The organism is Shinella pollutisoli (assembly GCF_024609765.1).
Taxonomy (GTDB): Bacteria; Pseudomonadota; Alphaproteobacteria; order Rhizobiales; family Rhizobiaceae; genus Shinella; species Shinella pollutisoli.
This window is the reverse complement of record NZ_JANFDG010000037.1, coordinates 23628-44263: the sequence shown is the minus strand read 5'-3', so window position 1 is coordinate 44263 and position 20636 is coordinate 23628. Positions and strand designations below refer to the sequence as shown.

Sequence of the window (20636 nt, the reverse complement as noted above, 5' to 3'; positions counted from 1 at the left end):
AGCCCGCCGCGCGGCCGCAGCAGCGGCGCGCCCGCGCCGAGGCTCCGCGTGCCGCCGCGCCGGCCGGCCGCGCCGTGCCGCAGGTCGCGGGCAACACCGCGCTCGCCCGGGACGACTGGGAAGAGTTCTGAGCGGAAACGCCTGGAAAACGGAAAGGCCGGCGCATGCGCCGGCCTTTTTCGTTCGCGTCAGCCGCGGACGGCGGGCGTCGCCTGCAGGCGGCCGCGCGAGCGGGAGCGGGAACGGCCGGCGGCGGCAAGCCGGTCGGCGGCTTCCTTCAGCTCCGCCTCGGTGAAGAGCGCGCGATAGTCCGGCTTCAGCATCGCCGCCTCCATCGAGAGCTCGGGCCTGCCGAGGTCGACCAGCCGCTCGAGGCCGGTCGTGCCGAGCTTGAAGACGAGGTCGCGTGCCGCCGCGACGCCGCCGTTCAAGACGACATGGCGGCGCAGCAGGACGGGGCGGAAGCCGAGGGCGGCGAAACGGTCGTAGAGCTCCATCATCTCGGCATGGAAGCGCGCCGCCGCTCCCGCCGGCGCCCGCGTGCCGCGCAGCGTCCGCATCGCCCTAAAGCCTCGCCACGCGCTCGGCGAGCAGCGCGAAGAAGCCGTCGGCGTCGATGTCGCGCATGACGCGGGCATTGTGGCGGCGGCCCGTCACCCGCCACCAGTCGACCACCGTCATGCCCGCGGTGAGCGGCGAGCGCGTCTCGACCTCGACATTGCAGTCGCGGCCCGAGAAGAGCTCCGGCTTCAGCAGATAGGCGATCACGGTCGGATCGTGCAGCGGGCCGCCGTCCGAGCCGTATTTCTCCACGTCGAAGCGCTCGAAGAAATCCAGCATCTCGACGAGGGCGGTGGCCGGCCGGCTGCCGATCGCCTTCAGCGGCGCCACGCGGCGCTTCAGCGTCAGCACCTTGTGCGTTACGTCGAGGGGCATCATCACCGTCGGGATGCCGGCGGCAAGCACCGCGGCGGCGGCCTCCGGATCGACATAGATGTTGAACTCGGCGGCTGGCGTGATGTTGCCGCCCTCGAAGAAGCCGCCGCCCATCATCACCAGCTCGCGGACGCGCGGGCCGATCTCCGGCGCCTTCTCCAGCGCCAGCGCGATGTTGGTGAGAGGCCCGAGCGTGCAGAGCGTGACAGTGCCGGCGGGCTCGCGCAGCAGCGTCTCGACGATGAAGTCGACGGCATGCTTGTCCTGAAGCGGCATCTCGGGCTCGTGCAGCTCGGGCCCGTCGAGGCCGGTCTGGCCGTGCACGTGTTCGGCGGTGATCAGCGGCCGGGCGATCGGCCTCTCGGCGCCGGCGAAGACCTTGACGTCCGGGCGGCCGCAGAACTCCAGCACGATGCGGGCGTTGCGCGAGGTGAGCGACAGCGGCACGTTGCCGGCGACCGTCGTGATGCCCAGGACATCGAGGTCCTGCGGGCTCCCGAGCGCCAGCATGATGGCGGCGGCATCGTCCTGGCCAGGGTCCGTGTCGATGATGATTTTCCGTGGCTCAGCCATGCCCGCTCCGTTCACGCGTCCTTACTGTTGCACCCGCACACCGCGGGGCGAAGCGGCGACTATATTTGCGAAATCACCAATCGCAAGCGTCTTGCGCCCCGGGGCCGCAATCCCCATATTGGCGGGGACGGGATGCCGATCCGGGTCCCGCCACGGTCGCTTGAGAGCCAAGGACTAGATGATGTCGCGCATGACCCCTTTCACCAGCCCGATGCTCCTGGGCTTCGATGCCATGGAGAAGACCCTTGAGCGGATCGCCAAGGGCAATGACGGCTATCCCCCCTACAACATCGAGCGCCTTCGCCCCGACAGCAAGGCCGGAACGCCCGAGCGCCTTCGCATCACGCTGGCCGTGGCCGGCTTTTCCGAGGAGGAACTCGACGTGACGACGGAAGAGAACCAGCTCGTGATCCGCGGCCGGCAGGTCGACGGCGGCGAGCGGGACTATCTCTACCGCGGCATCGCGGCGCGGCAGTTCCAGCGCACCTTCGTGCTTGCCGAGGGCATGTACGTCTCGGGCGCGGAGCTTCGCAACGGGCTCCTGTCCGTGGACCTCGTCAGGCCGGAGCCCGTGCGCATGGTAAAGAAAATTAACATTTCCGTACCAGACTAGCGCAAGAGCCGTTCCTGCGGGAACACCCGCCGGACCGTTTCGCGCATAACCTGATCGCCGGACGCACCGACGGGCCATGGTGGCAGCGGGCGTGCGGTGGCCGGCAGAACGCCGGCGATTGCCATGGAGGCAACTATGGGACTGAAGACTTCCACCCCCACCGTTTCGAAGGCCGATCTTGCCCATCTCGGCGCGGGCGAAGTCGGTTACATCCGCAAGATGAAGGCGGAAGAGGTATCGCGCTGCTTCCCGGAAGCGCCCGAGATCGATCCGAACCTCGACCTGTGGGCGCTGTTCGGCGCCGACGGCACGCCGATCCTGCTCACCGACAACCGTTCCAGCACCTTCTACAAGGCGGCCGAGGACGAGCTGCGCACCGTCAGCCTGCACTGACGGACCATCCGTTGCCTTCCGTCAGAGACGGCGGAAGGTGAGATAGGCCGATGCGCGGCCCTCGCGCCGTGCCTTCGCCTCGTACCGCGTTCCCGGCCAGCCGGCAAACGGCGTCAGCCAGTCCGCCGCGTTCTCCGCCGTCCACTCGAAGGCGGGATGCGCCGCGCAATGGACGAGAGTCCAGTTGACGTAGGTGTCGATGTCGGACGCGAAGGCAAACAGCCCGCCCGGCTTCAGCACCCGCGCGAAACGGTCGAGATTGACCTTCGACACGAAGCGCCGCTTCCAATGCTTCCGCTTCGGCCACGGGTCGGGATAGAGCAGGTCGATCCGGTCGAGCGAACCCTCCGGCAGCCAATCCAGGAGCACCGTCGCGTCGTCGTCGTAGAGACGGATGTTGCGCACGCCCGTCTCCTCGATTCGCCCCACCAGCTTCGCCATCGAATTGACGAAGGGCTCCACGCCGATGAAGCCCGTCCGCGGCGTCTCCAGCGCCCGGTGGATCAGGTGCTCCCCGCCGCCGAAGCCGATCTCCAGCCGGACCTGCGCCGGTGCATCGGGAAAGAGCGACGCGAGGTCCGCCGGCGCCGGAACCGAGAGATCGAGCTTCAGCGCCGGCAGCACCGTTTCCAGATGATGCAGCTGCCGCTCGCGCAACGGCTTGCCCTTGCGGCGACCGAAGAAGGCTTCGGTCGCGCGGCTGCGGCGGTCGGCTTCGGTCATCGGCGCCTCAGTTCTTCAACGCATCCTTGAGCGGTTTGACGAGGTCGAGCCTTTCCCACGAGAAGGACCCGTCGCGGCCGGCCTTGCGGCCGAAATGGCCGTAGGCGGAGGTCTTCGCGTAGATCGGCTTGTTGAGGTCGAGATGGCGGCGGATGCCGGAAGGCGAAAGATCCATGACCTTGCGGATCGCCGCTTCCACCTGATCCTCCCCGACCTTGCCGGTGCCGTACAGGTCGACATAGATCGACAGCGGCTGGGCGACGCCGATGGCATAGGCGAGCTGGATCGCGCAGCGGTCGGCGAGGCCGGCGGCCACGACGTTCTTGGCAAGGTAGCGCGCGGCATAGGCCGCCGAGCGGTCGACCTTGGTCGTGTCCTTGCCGGAGAAGGCGCCGCCGCCGTGCGGCGCGGCACCGCCATAGGTGTCGACGATGATCTTGCGGCCCGTCAGCCCCGCGTCGCCGTCCGGGCCGCCGATGACGAACTTGCCGGTCGGGTTGATGTACCAGGAGCAATCGTCGGCGATCTTCAGGTCGGCGAGCGCCTCGCGGATATAGGGCTCGACGACCGCGCGGACCTTGGCGGAATCCCAGTTCGGATCGAGATGCTGCGTGGAGAGCACGATCGAGGCGACGTCGGCGGGCTTGCCGTCGACATAGCGGACCGTCACCTGGCTCTTGGCGTCGGGACCGAGCTTGCCGGCGTCCCCCTCGCCCTTCTTGCGGGCGGCGGCGAGGAGCTGGAGGATGCGGTGCGCGTAGTAGAGCGGCGCCGGCATCAGCTCGGCGGTCTCGCGGCAGGCGTAGCCGAACATGATGCCCTGGTCGCCCGCGCCCTCGTCGCCCTGGCGGTCGGCGGCATTGTCGACGCCTTGGGCGATGTCGGCGGACTGGGAGTGCAGCAGCACGTCGATCTTCGCCGTCTTCCAGTGGAAGCCGTCCTGCTCGTAGCCGATCTCGCGGATCGCCTTGCGGGCCGCCGCCTTGAAGCGGGCGGGATTGATGACGTCCTTGCCGTTCTTGTCCTTCTTCATCAGGCTCGGCGGCAGGCGGACCTCACCGGCGATGACGACGCGGTTGGTCGTCGCCAGCGTCTCGCAGGCGATGCGCACGGACCAGGGATCGACCTTCGACTTCGCCGCCTCCCTATAGACCAGGTCGACGATCTCGTCGGAAATCCGGTCGCACACCTTGTCCGGATGGCCCTCGGACACGGATTCGCTGGTGAAGAGGTAACTGCTGCGCATGCGGGAATTCCCCTCAATGAAGATGAACTCCGCTGTTGTTAGTCAGTTCACCGGCGAAAGACAAGCGCAGAAGGACATAAGAATATGTTTATGTCTTCGCCTTACCATAGGCGGGAAAAAATTTGCCGCACGCACCGGCACAAACGAAAAAGCGGCCCCGAGGGCCGCCGTTCCGTGAACCGGTCCGGTGGACCTATTCGCTCTCCGCCTCCGCTTCGGCGGCAAGCGCCTTGACGAGATCCACCAGCTTGCGGCGCACCTTCGGGTCGGTGATCTTCACGAAGGCGCGGTTGAGCTGGAGGCCCTCGGAAGAGGACAGGAAATCGACGACGTAGTTGGAGCTGGAGGCTTCCGCCAGCCCCGACTGCACGTCGGCGCGATCGCCGGGCGCATCCTCGAAGAAGAAGGAGACCGGCACGTTGAGAATGCTCGAAATGTTCTGCAGGCGGCTCGCGCCGACGCGGTTCGTGCCCTTCTCGTATTTCTGGATCTGCTGGAAGGTGATGCCGAGGCTTTCGCCGAGCTTCTCCTGGCTCATGCCGAGCATGGTCCGCCGAAGCCGGATGCGGCTGCCGACGTGGATGTCGATCGGATTCGGCTTTTTCTTGTTTTCAGCCATAACCTTGTCCTAACGTGTGGAATTGGCCCCGCCCATCCGGCCCCCGGCGCGCGACACTATGCAATTTTAGGGGTTGGGGGTCAATTCGCCCGTCCGGGAAAAGCCACGCGGGAAACGACGCCCACGACAAGGAAGCCGGCGGTGACCAGCCAGAACCAGAAAGCCTGCCGGCGGGCCGGATCGCCGAGGTCCACCCTTCCCGGAAGAACCGCGTCGGTATAGCCGGCGACGTCGTAGGCGAGGCCCGAGACGACGCGCCCGCGGGCATCCACGACGGCGGAGACACCGTTGTTGGCGGCGCGGATGAGCGGCAGGCCGCGCTCCACGGCCCTGAGCCGCGCCTGGTGGAAATGCTGGTAGGGACCCGGCGTGTTGCCGAACCAGGCGTCGTTGGTGACGTTGAGGAGGGCGGTCGCCGTTTCGCCCGCGGCCCCGATCTCCGCGGGGAAGATCGCCTCGTAGCAGATCAGCGGATAGAAGCTCATGCCCGAGGCCTGCAGGAGCTGGTGCTCGCGCGCGCCGGAAAAGCCGCCGGGCATGGCCGCCACCGCGGCGATGCCGAGATCGGTGAAGACGTCCTCGAAGGGCATGTACTCGCCGAAGGGCACGAGATGGACCTTGTCGGCGGCGGCGGCGATCTGGCCCTTGCCGTCGATCACGTAGATCGAGTTGTAGTAGCGCGGTCCCTTGCCGGAGCCCGCCCCTTCCGTGCGCACCGCGCCGGCGATCAGCACCTGGTCGTCCGCCAGCACGTCGGCGATGCGCGTGAGCGCGTCCGGATTGTCGGTGAGGATGAAGGGGATCGAGGTCTCCGGCCAGACGACGACGTCCGGCCGCTTGCCGCCCTCTACGGGCGGGGCGGCGGAGAGCGCCAGATGCCGTTCAAAGATCTCGGCGCGCGCCGAATCGTCGAGCTTCATCGCCTGGTCGATCATCGGCTGGACGAGGCGGATGACCGTTTCCCGGTTTTCCGGCGCGGGCGTGACATGGAGCACGTAGAAGCCGTAGCCGACATGGGCCGCGACCAGCAGCGAGGCGAGCGCGAGACCCGGCAGCCGGCCGCGGCGCGTGCCGAGGAGCGCGGGCGCGGCGAAGACGAAGACGGCGAGCGCGTTGATGCCGGCGATGCCGAGGACCCGCGCCGATTGCATGAGGAGCGGCACCGGCATCGCGCCGTAGCCGACCGCGTTCCAGGGAAAGCCGGTGAAGAGGACGCCGCGCAGCCACTCGCAAAGCCCGAAGGCGAAGGCGAGCGCGGCGATCCGCCCCATGCCGTCCGACCAGACGAGCCGGGCGAGCGCGGCGGCGAGGCCGTAGTAGAGCGCGAGGAAGGCCGGCAGGCCGAAGACGGCGAGCGGCAGGGCCCAGGCATAGTCCTCGGCCTCGACCAGAAGCGCATTGCCGAGCCACCAGAGACCGCCGGTGAAATAGCCGAAGCCGAACAGCCAGCCGGTCAGGAAGGCGGGCCAGAGCCGCCGGAAGAACCCCGCCTCCGGCGCGGCGGTCGCCCCGTCGATCAGCCAGACGAGCAGGGTGAAGGAGACGAAGAGGGCGGCCGGAAAGGAAAAGGGCGGCAGCGCCAGCACGCCGATGAGACCCGCAAGAAGCGCCGCCATTGCCCGCCTTGCGCCGGACAGCAGCATGACCTTGCCCGCGAGCTGCTCCATCCCGTCCCCTTCCCCGATGATGTCCCCGAATCAGCCGCGCCAGTCTTTCAAAAAACCGGCGGCTTGTCCTGCCCTTGCGGAGAGGGGCGGGATGGCCGCACATGGTGAATGTCGCGCTGCGTTACCCCCCTCTGCCCGGCAGGGCAGAGGGGGGTGGGGTTCAAGGGGCTGAGTGTCAATCCTCCGCCGGCTGGCCGGCCGCTGCATCCGCCTCCGCGGCTCCGGTCTCGGGCCTGCGCTCGCGGCGGCGCACGGCGTGCGGGCGCTTGCGGGTGACGCGCACCCGCTTGACGCGGCGCGGATCGGCGTCGAGGACGTGGAACTCGAAGCCGGGAACGGCCTGCACCACCTCGCCGCGCGCCGGAATGCGGCCGAGCGAGGCGAAGATCAGGCCGCCCAGCGTGTCGGCGTCCTCGAGCTGGTCGCGGATGTCGAAGTCGGGGCCGATCGCCTCGGCGAGCTCCTCCAGCTCGACGCGCGCGTCGGCGATCGACACGTCGTCGGACACGCGGGTGATCATCGCCTCGTCGTCGTCGTGCTCGTCCTCGATGTCGCCGACGACCATCTCGACGATGTCCTCCAGCGAGGCGAGGCCGTCGGTGCCGCCGTATTCGTCGATGACGAGGGCCATCTGCGTGCGGTCGGCCTGCATGCGCGCCATCAGGTCGGCGGCGAGCATCGACGGCGGCACGAACAGGACCTTGCGGATGATGCCGGCATCCGCCACGCTCTTCGTGAGATCCACGCGGGCGAGGTCGAACTCCGCCTTCGGCGCGCGGACGGGCTTCTCGCCGGCGGCGTTGCCGTTCTTCGTGCCGGCGCGGCGCTTGTTGCGGGCCTGGCGGGTGACGTAGGCGAGCACGTCGCGGATATGGACCATGCCGCGCGGGTCGTCGAGGCTCTCGCAATAGACCGGCATGCGCGAGCGGCCGGATTCCTCGAAGAGGACGAGCAGCTCGGCGAGGCTGATGCTCTGGTCGACCGCGTCGATGTCGGCGCGCGGCACCATCACGTCCTCGACGCGCACCTCGCGGAAGCGCAGGATGTTGTGCAGCATCGCGCGCTCTTCCGGCGAGAAGGCGGTCTCGCCGCTCTCCTCGCTCGTCATCAACGCTTCGGCAAGGTCCTTGCGAAGGCTGGAGGCGTCGGGCATGCGCCAGAAGCGCGCCGCGCGGGAGAGGAACGACGACAGGCCGCCGCTGCCGCTCTCCTGCCTCTGCGGGCCGCTGCTACTACTGCCCGCCTCGCTTTCACCCGAGGCGTCCGCCTCGTTGTTTTCCGCCGTCGCCGGCTGGTTCCTGAAATCGCTCATCGTTCCAAACTGTCAATCGGGCCGGCCTGTCAACCAGGCTCATCCCCATAGGGGTCAGATAGGCCGAGTTCCGCCAGAATGCGAGTCTCGAGCCCTTCCATTTTTTCCGCCTCGCCGTCTTCCATGTGATCATAGCCGAAGAGGTGGAGAAATCCATGCACCATGAGATGGGTGAGGTGATCGTCGAAGGACTTGCCGAGCTCGGCCGCCTCGCGGACAAGCGTCTCCTCCGCGAAGATGATGTCGCCGAGCATCGGCCCCGGCACCTTGCCCGGCGTCAGCGGGAAGGCCGGGAAGGAGAGCACGTTGGTCGGCTTGTCCTGCCCACGCCACTCGGCATTGATCGAGCGAATGTCCTCGTCGCTGGTGAAGACGAGCGAGACTTCCGGGGCGCCTTTTTCCGGAAAGGGCTGGCCTTCCTCGCGGGCTAGGAAACGGGCGGCGGCGAAAAGCACGCGCTCGCTTGCCGCGCGCAGGCGCTCCTCCGGGGGCCAGGCCCCCTCCTCCACCGCGATCTGGATGTCGAGCTCGCTCAGCGGTCCACCTGCTCGCTTTCGTCCTGGACGGCCGTCTGCGCCTCGTAGGCCCGGACGATCCGCGCCACCATCGGATGGCGCACGACGTCGGCGTCCTTGAAGCGGACGACGGACACGCCCTCGACGCCCCTCAATATCTGCAGGGCCTCAACAAGACCCGATTTCACGCCGCGCGGCAGGTCGACCTGGCTCGGGTCGCCGGTGACGATCATCCGCCCGTTCTCGCCGAGACGGGTCAGGAACATCTTCATCTGCATCGAGGTCGTGTTCTGCGCCTCGTCGAGGATGACGGCGGCATTCGCGAGCGTCCGGCCGCGCATGAAGGCGAGCGGCGCGATCTCGATGACGCCGGCGGTGATGGCGCGCTCCACCTTGTCGCCCGGCATCATGTCGTAGAGCGCGTCGTAGAGCGGGCGCAGATACGGATCGACCTTCTCCTTCATGTCGCCCGGCAGGAAGCCGAGGCGTTCGCCGGCTTCCACGGCCGGGCGCGAGAGGATGATGCGGTCGACCGCGCCGCGCTCGAGGAGCTGGGCGGCGTGCGCCACGGCGAGATAGGTCTTGCCGGTGCCGGCCGGGCCGACGCCGAAGACGAGCTCGGCCCGTTCCAGCGCGCGGATATAGGCGTCCTGCGTCGGCGTGCGGGCGACGATCGTCTTCTTGCGCGTGGAGATCTGCGCCATGGTGAGCTTGGCCTTGCGCTCCATGGTCGGCAGCGAGAGCTGGTCGTCGGCCGCGATCGCCATGCGGATCGCGCCCTCGACATCGGAAAGCTCGACCGAGCCGCCGCCCTGCAGACGGCCATAGAGATAGTCGAGCGCGCGGCGGGCCTGGTTGGTCGCCACCACGTCGCCGGTGATCGCGACGGAATTGCCGCGCGCCCGCGCGTCGATGCCGAGGCGCTGCTCGATGAGCTTCAGGTGCTGGTCGAACTGGCCGAAGAGCTCGCTTGCGTATCGATTGTTCTCGAAGGTCAGCACGAAGTGATTTGCGTCTGTCGTTTGGCTCTTCGACTGGCGCGGCGATGACGTCGTCAATTCGTGTCCGTTCAAGCGGTCAGGGCTCCTTTGGCCCGGTCCTCAGCCGATGGCCTCGGCAAAGAGGCTGTTGGGCCCGGCGTCGGTGATTCGTACCCGGATAATGTCACCGATTTCAGAACCTTTTGCATCAATATTCACAGGCTGCAGCCAGGGCGAGCGGCCGACGAGCTGGCCGGGCATGCGGCCGGGCTTTTCCAGCAGCAGGTCGATCTCGCGGCCGATGCAGCGGGCGGCGAAGGCGCGCTGCTGGCTGAAGAGCAGCGCCTGCAGCCGTTCGAGCCGCTCGGCCTTGACCTCCTCGGCGACGTGGCCGTCCATCTCGGCGCCCGGCGTGCCGGGGCGGATCGAATATTTGAAGGAGAAGGCCTGCGCATAGAAGACCGTCTCGACGAGCCGCATCGTCGCCTCGAAATCCTCGTCCGTCTCGCCGGGAAAGCCGACGATGAAGTCGCCGGAAATGGCGAGGTCCGGCTGGACGGCGCGGATGCGTTCGATCAGCGCGACATATTCCGCGGCCGTATGGCGGCGGTTCATCGCCTTGAGGATCCGGTCGGAACCGGACTGCACGGGCAGGTGCAGGTAGGGCATCAGCTTCGGCAGGTCGCGATGGGCCGCGATCAGCCGCTCGTCCATGTCGCGCGGATGGCTGGTCGTGTAGCGCAGCCGCGCCAGGCCCTCTATTTCCGAGAGGCGGTGGAGCAGGTCGCCGAGGCCCCATTCGGCGCCGTCGGGGCCTGCGCCGTGCCAGGCATTGACGTTCTGACCGAGCAGCGTCACCTCGCGCACGCCGGCCTCGGCGAGCTTCTCCGCCTCGGCGACGATCTGCGCCACGGGGCGGGAAACCTCGGCGCCCCGCGTATAGGGCACGACGCAGAAGGTGCAGAACTTGTCGCAGCCCTCCTGCACCGTCAGGAAGGCGGTGACGCCGCGCGCGCGGGTCCGCGCCCGATCCGGCGCGGGCAGGTGCTCGAACTTGTCTTCCAGCGCATAGTCCGTCTCGACCACGCGCTCGCCGCCCTTGGCACGCCTGAGCGCCTCGGGCAGGCGGTGATAGGTCTGCGGGCCGATGACGAGGTCGACGGCGGGCGCGCGGCGCAGGATCTCCTTGCCCTCCGCCTGCGCCACGCAGCCGGTGACGCCGATCGTCAGCTCGCGGCCGTCCCTCGCCCGGTCCTTCTTCATCTCGCGCAGCCGGCCGAGCTCGGAATAGACCTTCTCCGCCGCCTTCTCGCGGATGTGGCAGGTGTTGAGGAGCACGAGGTCGGCGTCCTCCAGCACGTCCGTCGCCACGTAGCCGTCCTTCGACAGCGCGTCGGTCATGCGCTCGCTGTCGTAGACGTTCATCTGGCAGCCGTAGGTCTTGACGAAGACCTTGCGGGTGTTGACGGGGGTGACCTGTTCGCTCATGCCGGCTTTCTCAGAGCGTATCCGCGTTCTCCGAACCGCGGATAGGCTCCATCCTTTTGTTCTTCGCAATTCCGGACGCAAAACCGCTGCGCACTTTTGCTGGAATTGCTCTAGTGGAAAAAGCCGGGAAAATGAAGCCTTTTCACCGGCCGCGCAGGCGCGAGATCAGCATGGCGCGCAGCCGCGCCTCCACCTCGCGGGCGACGGCCTTGCGGTTGCTGCCGGCGCGGTACTCGATCCGCTCGCCGAAATCGATCTCCACGTCGACCGCCCCCTCGCGCAGCGCGCCGAGGAGATGGGGCAGCAGCGTGACGTCACCCGGCCAGGCGGCGATCGGCCGGTGATAGCGGCCCATCGCCATGCCGTGGATGCCGGTATAGGCGATTGCGACTGGCTGGATATGCACCACGCCCTCCGGCGCATGCGGCACGGCGGAGGCGGCCGCGCCGAAGAGCGAAGTCTTTATCTCCATGAGCCGGTTGCCGTCCGAGGTCGTGCCCTCCGGGAAGAGCACGACGATCTCACCGCCGGCGAGCCGTTGGGCGATCTCGTCCGCCTGGTCGCCGGCTTTCCGCTTCTCGCCGCGATCGACGAAGATCGTCGCCTGCAGCTTGGCAAGCGTGCCGAAGACCGGCCAGCCGCGCACCTCCGCCTTCGCCACATAGGCGACGTCGACGACGGAGCCGAGCGCGAGGATGTCCTTCCAGGAGGCGTGGTTGGCGGCGATCAGCAGCGGACGGCTCTTCTCCGGCACGCCGTGCACCGTCACCTTGAGGCCGATCATGCGGCAGGCGACGCGATGCCAGAGCCGCGGGATATGGCGGCGCAGCTTCAGGTCGAAGCGCAGCGCCACGAGCTGGAACGGCAGGAGCACGACGGTCGCCGCCGCCACAACCAGGACCGCCAAGGCGATGCGCAGCCAGGCGATCATGCGCCCCTGCCCCTTTTACCCCCCTCTGCCCTGCCGGGCATCTCCCACTCAAGGGGGGAGATCGGCAAGGCGTGGAAACCCCGCTCAAACAGCAACGCTGGAGATGTGCGAAACGGCCCCCCATCCAATCTCCCCCCTTGAGGGGGAGATGCCCGGCAGGGCAGAGGGGGGTGCGACCTCACTCCTCGCCCTTCTTCAGCGGCACCCCATAAAGCTCCAGACGGTGGTCGACCAGCCGGAAACCGTGCTCGCGGGCGATGCGCTCCTGCAAAGCCTCGATCTCGGGGGAATGGAACTCGATCACCGTGCCGGTCTTGAGGTCGATCAGGTGGTCGTGGTGCTCCTCGGGCACGGTCTCGTAGCGCGAGCGGCCGTCGCGGAAGTCGTGGCGCTCGATGATACCGGCGTCCTCGAACAGCTTCACCGTGCGGTAGACCGTGGAGATGGAGATGCGCGAATCGACCTGCGCGGAGCGGCGGTAGAGTTCCTCCACGTCCGGATGGTCGGCGGAGCTCTCCAGCACGCGGGCGATGATGCGGCGCTGCTCGGTCATGCGCATGCCGCGCTCGACGCAGAGCTCTTCCAGCGTTTTCTCGACATCCGCCATGCGACCGGCCCTCGTTGCGTTCAGCCCCCCGAAGGGACCTAGCAGGGGCAACTAGCGAAGATCAAGCCGCATGACAAGCGCCGTGGACCGGCTGCCGTCCGCACCGGCATAGTAGGCCTTGCGCTCGCCGACCCTGCCGAAGCCGAGCTTCTCGTAGAGGCGGCGGGCCGGCACGTTGCCCTCGTCCACCTCCAGGAAGACATGCTCGGCGCCGCGCATCTTCGCCTCGCGCAGCGCAGCCAGCATCAGTCGCCAGCCGAGGCCGGCGCGCTCGTGCTGCGGATCGACGGCGATCGACAGGATCTCCGCCTCGCCCGCCGCCGCGCGCGCCAGCACGAAGCCGCCGGCGGTGCGCGACAGCATGCCCTCGCGCAGCGCGAGGAAGCCGAAGACCGGCTCCTGCGACAGGAGCGCGTGGAACTCGCCGTCGTTCCACGGCCGGGCGAAGCGGCCGCGATGCAGGGCCGCGGCGAGGCCCGCGTCGTCCGTCTCGAGCGGGAAGATGTCGAAGGCCGGCTTTCGGGTGAAATAGTCCACGAAGGACATGGCGGCCTCAGGCCCTCCGGATCGCGAAGCCGGCCTGCGGCTTGGCGTCGGGGCCGCGCAGATAGAGCGGCTTCGGCCGGTGCACCTCCGGATCGAGGGCGGCGCCGAGGCGGGCGACAGCGGCGACGTCGACCGCGTCCGTCTCCGGCATGGCGCCTTCGCGCAGCATCGCCGCAGCCGAACCGGCGATGTCGCCGTCATGGCGGACGGCGAGCGCCCGCGCGTCGTCGACGGAGAGGAGGGCGGGGTCGGAAAGCGCCGCGCCGCCGGCGGCAAAGGACTGGCAATAGACCTCGCCGCGCCGGGCGTCCATGACGACCAGCAGAGGCTTGTCCCTGGTGCGGGCCGCAGCGAGCGCCGAAAGTGTCGTCACGCCCACGGCCGGGATGCCGAGCGCGAGCGCCAGCCCGCGCGCCGTGGCGACGCCGACGCGGATGCCGGTGAAGGAACCGGGGCCGACGGTGACGGCGATGCGGCCTATGTCGGCGAGGTCGCATCCCGCGGCAACAAGCGCGGCGTCGATGAAGTCCATCAGCCGTTCGGCATGGCCGCGGCCGATCTCGGCGCCGGCCTCGCCGAGCACGCTGTCCGTTTCCGCATCGTAGAGGGCCGCGCGGCAGCCGCTGCCCGAGGTGTCGATCGCAAGGACGCGCATGCCGGCATCACATGACGGCTTCGACTTCCTGCACTTCCGGCACGAAATGGCGGAGCAGGTTCTGCACGCCGTGCTTCAGCGTCGCCGTCGAGGACGGGCAGCCGGAGCAGGCGCCCTTCATGTTGAGATAGACGACGCCGTCGCGGAACCCCTTGAAGGTGATGTCGCCGCCGTCCTGGGCGACGGCCGGACGCACGCGCGTGTCGAGCAGCTCCTTGATCGTCGCGACGATCGTCTCGTCGCCCTCGTCGAAGAACTCGCCCTCGTGATCGTCGTCGTCCGTCATCGCCCCGCTCGCCATGATCGGCTGGCCGGACATGAAATGCTCCATGATGTTGCCGAGGATCGCCGGCTTCATGTGCTGCCAGTCCGCGCCGTCCTTGGTGACGGTGATGAAATCGTAGCCGAGGAAGACGCCGGTGACGCCCGGGATGGAAAAGAGGCGGGCGGCGAGCGGCGAGGCGGCGAGCGCCTCGGTCTCGTCGCGGAACTCGGCGGTGCCGTGCTCCAGCACGACCTTGCCCGGCAGGAACTTTAGGGTCGACGGGTTCGGCGTCGCTTCTGTCTGGATGAACATCTTTCTCTCCATGCGGCCGGGCATTCTCGTCGGCCAGGGCATTTAGAATAATTCAAAAGAAGATAAGCCTTTCCGGGCTTGCCTTCAAGACCGTCGCGCCGCGCTTTTGCCCTAGCTCAGCGCGTCGATCTCCTCGTCGGTGAGCGTTTCCGGGATCACCGTCACCGGGATCGGGAAGGCCTGCGTGCGGGTCGCGAGCGACGAGACGAGCGGCCCCGGCCCCTCCTTGGAGGAGCCCGCGGCGAGCACGAGGATGGCGATGTCGCGGTCGTCCTCGATCAGCCCGTTGATCTCCTCGCTCGCCACGCCCTCGCGGATGACGGTCTCCGGCTCGATGCCGACCGACTCGCGCAATGCCTGCGCGGCCTTGGCGAGCACGGCCTCCGCCTCCTCGCGCGCCTCCGCCCGCATGATCTCCTCGACGCCCAGCCATTGCTGGAAGTCGCCGTTGGCGATCACGTAGAGCAGCACGACGGCGCCGTTGGAATTTTTCGCCCGGCTTCCCGCATAGCGCACCGCCCGCTGGCATTCCGGCGTGTCGTCGATGACGGCCAGGAATTTGCGGCGATGCCCCTCAAGGCGGGAAAGTCGGCGAGAAACCATACGGCCTCCTTTGTCTCACGCAATTCCGGACGCAAAACCGCTACACACTTTGCTGGAATTGCTCCGGAGCTTTTTGCGGCGACCTTACTGTAGAAAACCGATGATGTCGCGGACTTCCTGCATGGTTTTCTCCGCCCTGGCCCGCGCCCTTTCGCCGCCGTCGCGCAGGATGGCGTCGATGTGGGTCGTGTCGTCCATCAGGCGGCGCATCTCGCCGGTGATCGGCGAGAGCACGTTGACCGCAAGGTCCACTAGCGCCGGCTTAAAGACGGAGAACTGCTGGCCGCCGAACTCGGAAAGCACGTCGGCCTTCGTCCTGTCGGAGAGCGCGGCGTAGATGCCGACAAGGTTCTCCGCCTCGGGCCGGCCCTTCAGGCCGTCCACCTCGCTGGGCAGCGCGTCCGGATCGGTCTTGGCCTTGCGGATCTTCTTCGAGATCGTGTCGGCGTCATCGAGGAGGTTGATGCGCGAGAGGTCGGAGGCGTCCGACTTCGACATCTTCTTGGTGCCGTCGCGCAGGCTCATGACGCGCGGCGCTGGCCCACCGATCAGCGGCTCGACCATCGGGAAATAGGCGTGCACCGGCTCCTCGCCGACGACGATGTCGAGCCCCAAGCCGGTGCGGCGGATATGGTCGCCGAAGTCGATGTTGAACTTCTGGGCGATGTCGCGGGTGAGCTCCAGGTGCTGCTTCTGGTCGTCGCCGACCGGCACGTGGGTGGCCCGGTAGACGAGGATGTCGGCGGCCATTAGGCTCGGATAGGCGAGGAGGCCGAGCGAGACCTGCTCGGCGTTCTTGCCGCTCGCCTTGTCCTTGAACTGGGTCATGCGCTCCATCCAGCCGATGCGGGCGACGCAGTTGAAGATCCAGGCGAGCTCGGCGTGCTGCGGCACGGCGGACTGGTTGAAGACGATGTGCTTCTTTGGATCGATGCCGGAGGCGATGAAGGCGGCGGCGATCGAGCGTATCTGGCTTCGCATGTCGTCATGGACGAGCTGCGCGGTGATCGCGTGCAGGTCGACGACGCAGTAGATGCAGTCATGCTCGTCCTGCAGCGCCACGAACTTGCGGATGGCGCCGAGATAGTTGCCGAGGTGGAGGTTGCCGGTCGGCTGCACGCCGGAGAAGACGAGGGGCTTGAATGCGCTCATGGCGGTCTGTCGTCCGTGTAAAAGGGGTCTGGCGCGCTTATGCACGGCGCGCCGATGGGGATCAAGAGGCGTTGCGGCCGCGCTTCAGGTTGCGGCGGATCATGCCGAGATCGGCGCCGCCGATGAGGAAGGCGACGGAGAAATAGACGATCATCGCGAAGACGACGAGGAGGCCGAGCGCGCCGACCTGCTCGTAGAGCGAGGCGGTGGACGCCAGCCGGTCGGAGAGGAAGCCCGAGGCATATTCCAGCGCGACGGCCATGACCACGGTGGCGGCGAGGAGACGCAGGATACGGAAGGCGAGCGCCCGTTCGAGCGGCCAGTGGCCGCGCCTGACCAGCGTGACGAAGAGGGCGAGCGCCGTCAGCCAGCCGGAAACGGCTTCCGCCGTGGCGATGCCTCGCTCGTGGAAGAGCGGGAAGAGCGAGACGGCGAGCACGCAGTTGACGACGACCGAGGCGAGCGTGATGCGCATCGGCGTCTTCGTGTCCTCGCGGGCGAAGAAGCCGGGGTTCAGCGCCTTGATCATCACGAAGCCAGGCAGGCCGAGGCCGTAGATGGCGAGCGTGCCGGCCACCACCGCCGTCGTCTCGACGCCGAAGGCGCCGCGCTCGTAGAGCACGCGGACGATCTCGTCGGAGATGACCCAGAGCGCACCCGCCGCCGGCAGCGTCAGGAACAGCACGAATTCCATCGAGCGGTTCTGCAGGTTGCCGGCCTCGCGCTCGTGGCCGGCCTTCAGCGCACGGGCAAGCTCCGGCAAAAGCACGACGCCGACGGCGATGCCGACGACGCCGAGCGGCAGCTGATAGACCCGGTCGGCATATTGCAGCGCCGAGATCGCCCCGTCCTTGGTGGAGGCGATCATCTGGCCGATCAGCTGGTTGATCTGGGTAATGCCGCCGGTGACGGCGGCGGGCAGCGCGAGCCACAGCAGGCGCTTGACGTTCTCCGTCATGCGCGGCCGGCGAAGGCCGATCCGCATGCCGGCATGGCGCACCCCGGCATAGAGCACCGCCATCTGCAGGAGGCCGGCGGCGAGCACGCCCCAGGAGAGATACCAGGCCGTCTCGAGCGGCGAGGCGCCCTGCCAGAGCGCATAACCGAGCGCGCCGATCAGCACCATGTTGAGGAAGACGGGGGCGACGGCGGCGGCGAAATAATGGTGCAGCGAGTTCAGCATGCCCGACAGCATCGCCGTCAGCGACATGCACATGAGATAGGGGAACATGACGACGGCGAGCTTCACCGTCACGTCGAACTTCTCCGCATCGTCGACGAAGCCCGGCGCAATGACCCAGGCGACGATCAGCGGCATGGAGAGCTCCATGGCGATCGTCAGTAGCAGCAGCACCGTGAAGAGGACACCGAAGACCTCTTCGGAAAAACGCTTCGCCCCGTCGATGCCGCCCGCCTCGATCTCCTTGGCGAAGAGCGGCACGAAGGCGGCGTTGAACGCACCCTCGGCGAAGAGCCGGCGGAAGAGGTTCGGGAAGCGAAAGGCGGCATAGAAGGCGTCGGCCATCGGGCCGGTGCCCAGCGCCGCAGCCATCAGCGTCTCGCGGGCGAAGCCGAGCACGCGGCTGCCAAGCGTCGCGCCGCCGACGGTCGCGAATTTCTTCACCAGGCTCATTGTTCGGCCTTTGCCCTTTTCTGCTGGGGAATGGCAGCCGGCGCGATCATGCCGGACGGCATGCGGTCGCGGGCATCGTCCGCCTCGTCGGCCATCACGGCCTTGAGGCGGGCGACGATGTTGCCCTGCCGGTTCTCGTTGGTGATCTTCTGGCCGACGAGGTCGGTGACGTAGAAGGTGTCGATGACCTTCTCGCCGAAGGTGGTGATGTGCGCCGAGGCGATGTCGAGCGAGAGGTCGGAGAGCACCGCCGTCACCTCGGAGAGCAGGCCCGGGCGGTCGAGGCACTCGATCTCGATGACGGTGAACTTGTTCGACAGCCCGTTGGAGATGGTGACGGCCGGCGGCACGGTGAAGGCGCGGCTGCGCCTGCGGTTCCTCGCGCGCGTGGCGATCACCTCCGGCAGGCGCTTGCGGCCGGAGAGCACGTCCTCGATCATCTTGCCGATCGTCGCCGCACGGCGCATCTCGTCGGCGTCGTCCGGGAACTCGCGGTTGACGAGGATCGTGTCGAGCGCGCGGCCGTCCGAGGTGGTGAAGATCTGCGCGTCGACGATGTTGGCGCCGGCCGCCGCACAGGCGCCGGCGATCACCGTCAGCAGCCGCGGATGGTCGGGCGAGAGCACGGTGATCTCGGTGATGGCATGGAAGGAATGGGTGCGCACCATGGTGGCGAGCGCCTGCTTCGCCTTGTCCGCCTCGCGGATGAAGCCGGCATGGCGCACCTGGTCCTCCAGCGGCACCGTCAGCAGATAGGGATCGTAGTGGAGCCGCGTGTAGGTCTTGCGGTCCTTCTGGCTCCAGTCGGCGAGCGCCTCGGCGAGCGTCTCGCGGGCGGCCTTCGCCCGCTCGCTGCGCGACAGCTCGGAGAAGCCGCCGGAGATCACCAGCTCCGTTTCGTAGTAGAGCGTGCGCAGCAGCTGGCCCTTCCAGCCGTTCCAGACGCCGGGGCCGACGGCGCGGATGTCGCAGACGGTGAGGATCAAGAGCATCTTCAGCCGCTCCATCGACTGCACCTTCTCGGCGAAGTCGAGGATCGTCTTGCGGTCGTTGAGGTCGCGGGTCTGGGCGACCATCGACATGGTCAGGTGCTCCTCGATCAGCCAGACGACCAGCTCCGTCTGCTTCGGCGTCAGCCCGAAGCGCGGGCAGAGTTTTCGCGCGACCTTCGCACCGGCCACCGAATGATCCTCCGGCCGGCCCTTGGCGATGTCGTGCAGCAGCACCGCCACGTAGAGCGGCACCTTGTCCTCCAGCCCCGGCATGAGCTGGAAGGTCAGCGGATGGGCCTCCTTCTCGCGGCCCTGGTCGATGCCGGAGAGCACGCCGACGGAGCGGATCAGGTGCTCGTCCACCGTATAGTGGTGGTACATGTTGAACTGCATCATCGCGACGATCTTGCCGAAATCGGGGATGAAGCGGCCGAGCACGCCGGCCTCGTTCATGCGGCGCAGGATGAGTGCCGGATCGCGCGGCGAGGTCAGGATCGACAGGAACAGCCGGTTCGCCTCCTCGTCCTCGCGCAGCGCGTGGTTGACGAGCTTCAGCGAGCGGGTGACGAGCTTCAGCGCGTCCGGATGGAACTCCAGCTTGTTGATGTCGGCGATGTGGAACAGGCGGATGAGGTTCACCGGATCGCGGCGGAAGACCTCCGGGTCGGCGACGGTGATGCGGCCGCGGTCCTCGAGAAAATCGAGCGTGCCGGCGATCTTGCGGCTGCGGCGGGTGAAGCGGCTGATGATGACGGCGCCGAGGCCGGGCGCCTCCTTGGCGTGCTGGTCCTCCAGCGTGGCGCAGAAGATGCGGGTGAGATCGCCCACGTCCTTCGCCACGAGGAAATAGTGCTTCATGAAGCGCTCGACGGCCGAAAGGCCCGGATGCGGCTGGTAGCCGAGCGCCTCGGCGATCTCGCGCTGGATATCGAAGGAGAGCCGCTCCTCGGCCTTGCCCGTGAGGAAATGCATGTGGCAGCGCACCGCCCAGAGGAAATCCTCCGCCTTCTGGAACAGCTTGTATTCGTTGCGCGACAGGACGCCGAGCTTCACCAGCTCGGCCGGGTCGCGCACGCGGTAGAAATACTTGGCGATCCAGAACAGCGTGTGCAGGTCGCGAAGGCCGCCCTTGCCTTCCTTGACGTTGGGCTCGACCAGGTAGCGCGTGTCGCCGGCCTTGCGGTGGCGCTCGTCGCGCTCGGCGAGCTTGGCGGCGATGAATTCGGGGCCGGTGTTGCGGACGATCTCGCGATCGAAGCGCGCGTTCAGCTCGTCGAACAGCGTCCCGGAGCCGCAGACGTAACGCGCCTCCAGGATCGCCGTGCGGATCGTCATGTCGCCCTTGGAGAGCACGATGCATTCCTCGACCGTGCGCGTCGCGTGGCCGACCTTGAAGCCCATGTCCCACAGGAGATAGAGCATGAACTCGATCGCCGGCGTCGACCATGGCGCGGGCTTCGCCGGCAGGAGGAAGAGCAGGTCGATGTCGGAGCCCGGCGCCAGCGTGCCGCGCCCGTAGCCGCCGACGGCGGTCACGGTGATGTGCTGGGCGGGGGCCGCGTGGCCGGCGGAGAAGACGTGATTCAGCGCGAAATCGTGCAGGACGGAGATCAGCTGGTCCTGCAGCCAGGAGATGCGCGCGGCGCATTGCAGGCCGCTGCCGTCGGCGAAGAGCAGCGCCTTCGCCCGCTCGCGGCCGGCGGCGTTGGCCTGCTTGAAGGCGGCAAGCAGCTCGCGGCGCATCCGATCGCGATAGTCCGCATTGGTGCTGGCGATGAACTCGCAGCGGGCGCGCAGCGCCGCCACGTCGAGAAGGCCCGAGTCGGCCGGTGCCGTCAGCGTCTTTTCCATCGTCGCCCGTATAGACGGTTTTGC

Annotated in this window: 21 protein-coding genes; 2 read left to right on the top strand and 19 right to left on the bottom strand. The window is 67.7% G+C overall.

Features of this window, described 5'->3' with window-relative positions:
* Positions 1–188: 188 nt before the first annotated feature.
* Both NNZ72_RS22980 and NNZ72_RS22975 read right to left on the bottom strand, forming a co-directional pair.
* A complete protein-coding gene (locus tag NNZ72_RS22980; RefSeq protein WP_257318015.1) occupies positions 189–560 on the bottom strand; it encodes a hypothetical protein in 372 nt (123 codons plus the stop codon).
* Between the two features lie 4 nt (positions 561–564).
* Positions 565–1509 (bottom strand): nucleoside hydrolase, encoded by a 945-nt coding sequence (locus tag NNZ72_RS22975; RefSeq protein ID WP_257318014.1) that lies wholly within the window; start codon positions 1507–1509, stop codon positions 565–567.
* Between the two features lie 181 nt (positions 1510–1690).
* Between NNZ72_RS22975 and NNZ72_RS22970 the strand changes: the two genes are divergently transcribed.
* Both NNZ72_RS22970 and NNZ72_RS22965 read left to right on the top strand, forming a co-directional pair.
* Complete coding sequence (locus tag NNZ72_RS22970) at positions 1691–2122, top strand: Hsp20 family protein (RefSeq protein ID WP_257318013.1); 432 nt, start codon at positions 1691–1693, stop codon at positions 2120–2122.
* Positions 2123–2257: 135 nt separating this feature from the next.
* Positions 2258–2515 carry a BQ00720 family protein gene (locus NNZ72_RS22965; protein WP_257318012.1) on the top strand — a complete coding sequence of 86 codons (258 nt, stop codon included), beginning with the start codon at positions 2258–2260 and terminating at the stop codon, positions 2513–2515.
* Positions 2516–2536: 21 nt separating this feature from the next.
* Here the strand turns inward: NNZ72_RS22965 and trmB are convergent, their stop codons facing one another.
* The 17 genes from trmB to NNZ72_RS22880 all read right to left on the bottom strand — a co-directional run bounded on the left by trmB (position 2537) and on the right by NNZ72_RS22880 (position 20612).
* Entirely contained in the window at positions 2537–3238 is a 702-nt protein-coding gene (gene trmB, locus NNZ72_RS22960; protein WP_257318011.1) for a tRNA (guanosine(46)-N7)-methyltransferase TrmB, read from the bottom strand.
* Between the two features lie 7 nt (positions 3239–3245).
* Entirely contained in the window at positions 3246–4484 is a 1239-nt protein-coding gene (gene metK / locus NNZ72_RS22955; protein WP_257318010.1) for a methionine adenosyltransferase, read from the bottom strand.
* 193 nt (positions 4485–4677) lie between these two features.
* Complete coding sequence (locus tag NNZ72_RS22950) at positions 4678–5103, bottom strand: helix-turn-helix domain-containing protein (RefSeq protein ID WP_257318009.1); 426 nt, start codon at positions 5101–5103, stop codon at positions 4678–4680.
* Positions 5104–5183: 80 nt separating this feature from the next.
* Positions 5184–6770, bottom strand: a complete 1587-nt coding sequence (gene lnt, locus NNZ72_RS22945) for an apolipoprotein N-acyltransferase (RefSeq protein ID WP_257318008.1) — start codon at positions 6768–6770, stop codon at positions 5184–5186.
* A gap of 175 nt (positions 6771–6945) precedes the next feature.
* Complete coding sequence (locus NNZ72_RS22940; protein ID WP_257318007.1) at positions 6946–8082, bottom strand: hemolysin family protein; 1137 nt, start codon at positions 8080–8082, stop codon at positions 6946–6948.
* 29 nt (positions 8083–8111) lie between these two features.
* Positions 8112–8618 (bottom strand): rRNA maturation RNase YbeY, encoded by a 507-nt coding sequence (ybeY, locus tag NNZ72_RS22935; RefSeq protein ID WP_257318019.1) that lies wholly within the window; start codon positions 8616–8618, stop codon positions 8112–8114.
* Positions 8615–9670 carry a PhoH family protein gene (locus tag NNZ72_RS22930; RefSeq protein ID WP_257318006.1) on the bottom strand — a complete coding sequence of 352 codons (1056 nt, stop codon included), beginning with the start codon at positions 9668–9670 and terminating at the stop codon, positions 8615–8617. The genes ybeY and NNZ72_RS22930 overlap by 4 nt, the downstream gene beginning before the upstream one ends.
* A gap of 27 nt (positions 9671–9697) precedes the next feature.
* Complete coding sequence (gene miaB / locus NNZ72_RS22925; protein ID WP_257318005.1) at positions 9698–11065, bottom strand: tRNA (N6-isopentenyl adenosine(37)-C2)-methylthiotransferase MiaB; 1368 nt, start codon at positions 11063–11065, stop codon at positions 9698–9700.
* Between the two features lie 142 nt (positions 11066–11207).
* Positions 11208–11996 carry a lyso-ornithine lipid O-acyltransferase gene (olsA, locus tag NNZ72_RS22920; RefSeq protein WP_257318004.1) on the bottom strand — a complete coding sequence of 263 codons (789 nt, stop codon included), beginning with the start codon at positions 11994–11996 and terminating at the stop codon, positions 11208–11210.
* A 178-nt stretch (positions 11997–12174) separates the two neighbouring features.
* A complete protein-coding gene (locus NNZ72_RS22915; RefSeq protein ID WP_257318003.1) occupies positions 12175–12603 on the bottom strand; it encodes a Fur family transcriptional regulator in 429 nt (142 codons plus the stop codon).
* 51 nt (positions 12604–12654) lie between these two features.
* On the bottom strand, positions 12655–13149 hold the full coding sequence (locus NNZ72_RS22910; RefSeq protein ID WP_257318002.1) for a GNAT family N-acetyltransferase: 495 nt from the start codon (positions 13147–13149) through the stop codon (positions 12655–12657).
* Positions 13150–13156: 7 nt separating this feature from the next.
* A complete protein-coding gene (gene tsaB, locus NNZ72_RS22905; protein ID WP_257318001.1) occupies positions 13157–13804 on the bottom strand; it encodes a tRNA (adenosine(37)-N6)-threonylcarbamoyltransferase complex dimerization subunit type 1 TsaB in 648 nt (215 codons plus the stop codon).
* Positions 13805–13811: 7 nt separating this feature from the next.
* The gene (locus NNZ72_RS22900; RefSeq protein ID WP_257318000.1) at positions 13812–14381 is read right to left on the bottom strand and encodes a NifU family protein; all 570 of its coding nucleotides are present in this window, start codon (positions 14379–14381) and stop codon (positions 13812–13814) included.
* A 111-nt stretch (positions 14382–14492) separates the two neighbouring features.
* Positions 14493–14984, bottom strand: coding sequence for a universal stress protein (locus tag NNZ72_RS22895; protein ID WP_257317999.1), 492 nt, complete (start codon positions 14982–14984; stop codon positions 14493–14495).
* 84 nt (positions 14985–15068) lie between these two features.
* Positions 15069–16136, bottom strand: coding sequence for a tryptophan--tRNA ligase (gene trpS, locus NNZ72_RS22890; RefSeq protein WP_257317998.1), 1068 nt, complete (start codon positions 16134–16136; stop codon positions 15069–15071).
* Positions 16137–16197: 61 nt separating this feature from the next.
* Positions 16198–17769 carry a murein biosynthesis integral membrane protein MurJ gene (gene murJ / locus NNZ72_RS22885; RefSeq protein ID WP_257317997.1) on the bottom strand — a complete coding sequence of 524 codons (1572 nt, stop codon included), beginning with the start codon at positions 17767–17769 and terminating at the stop codon, positions 16198–16200.
* Complete coding sequence (locus NNZ72_RS22880; RefSeq protein WP_257317996.1) at positions 17766–20612, bottom strand: [protein-PII] uridylyltransferase; 2847 nt, start codon at positions 20610–20612, stop codon at positions 17766–17768. Before NNZ72_RS22880 ends, murJ begins: the two co-directional genes overlap by 4 nt.
* Between the last annotated feature and the right edge of the window lie 24 nt (positions 20613–20636).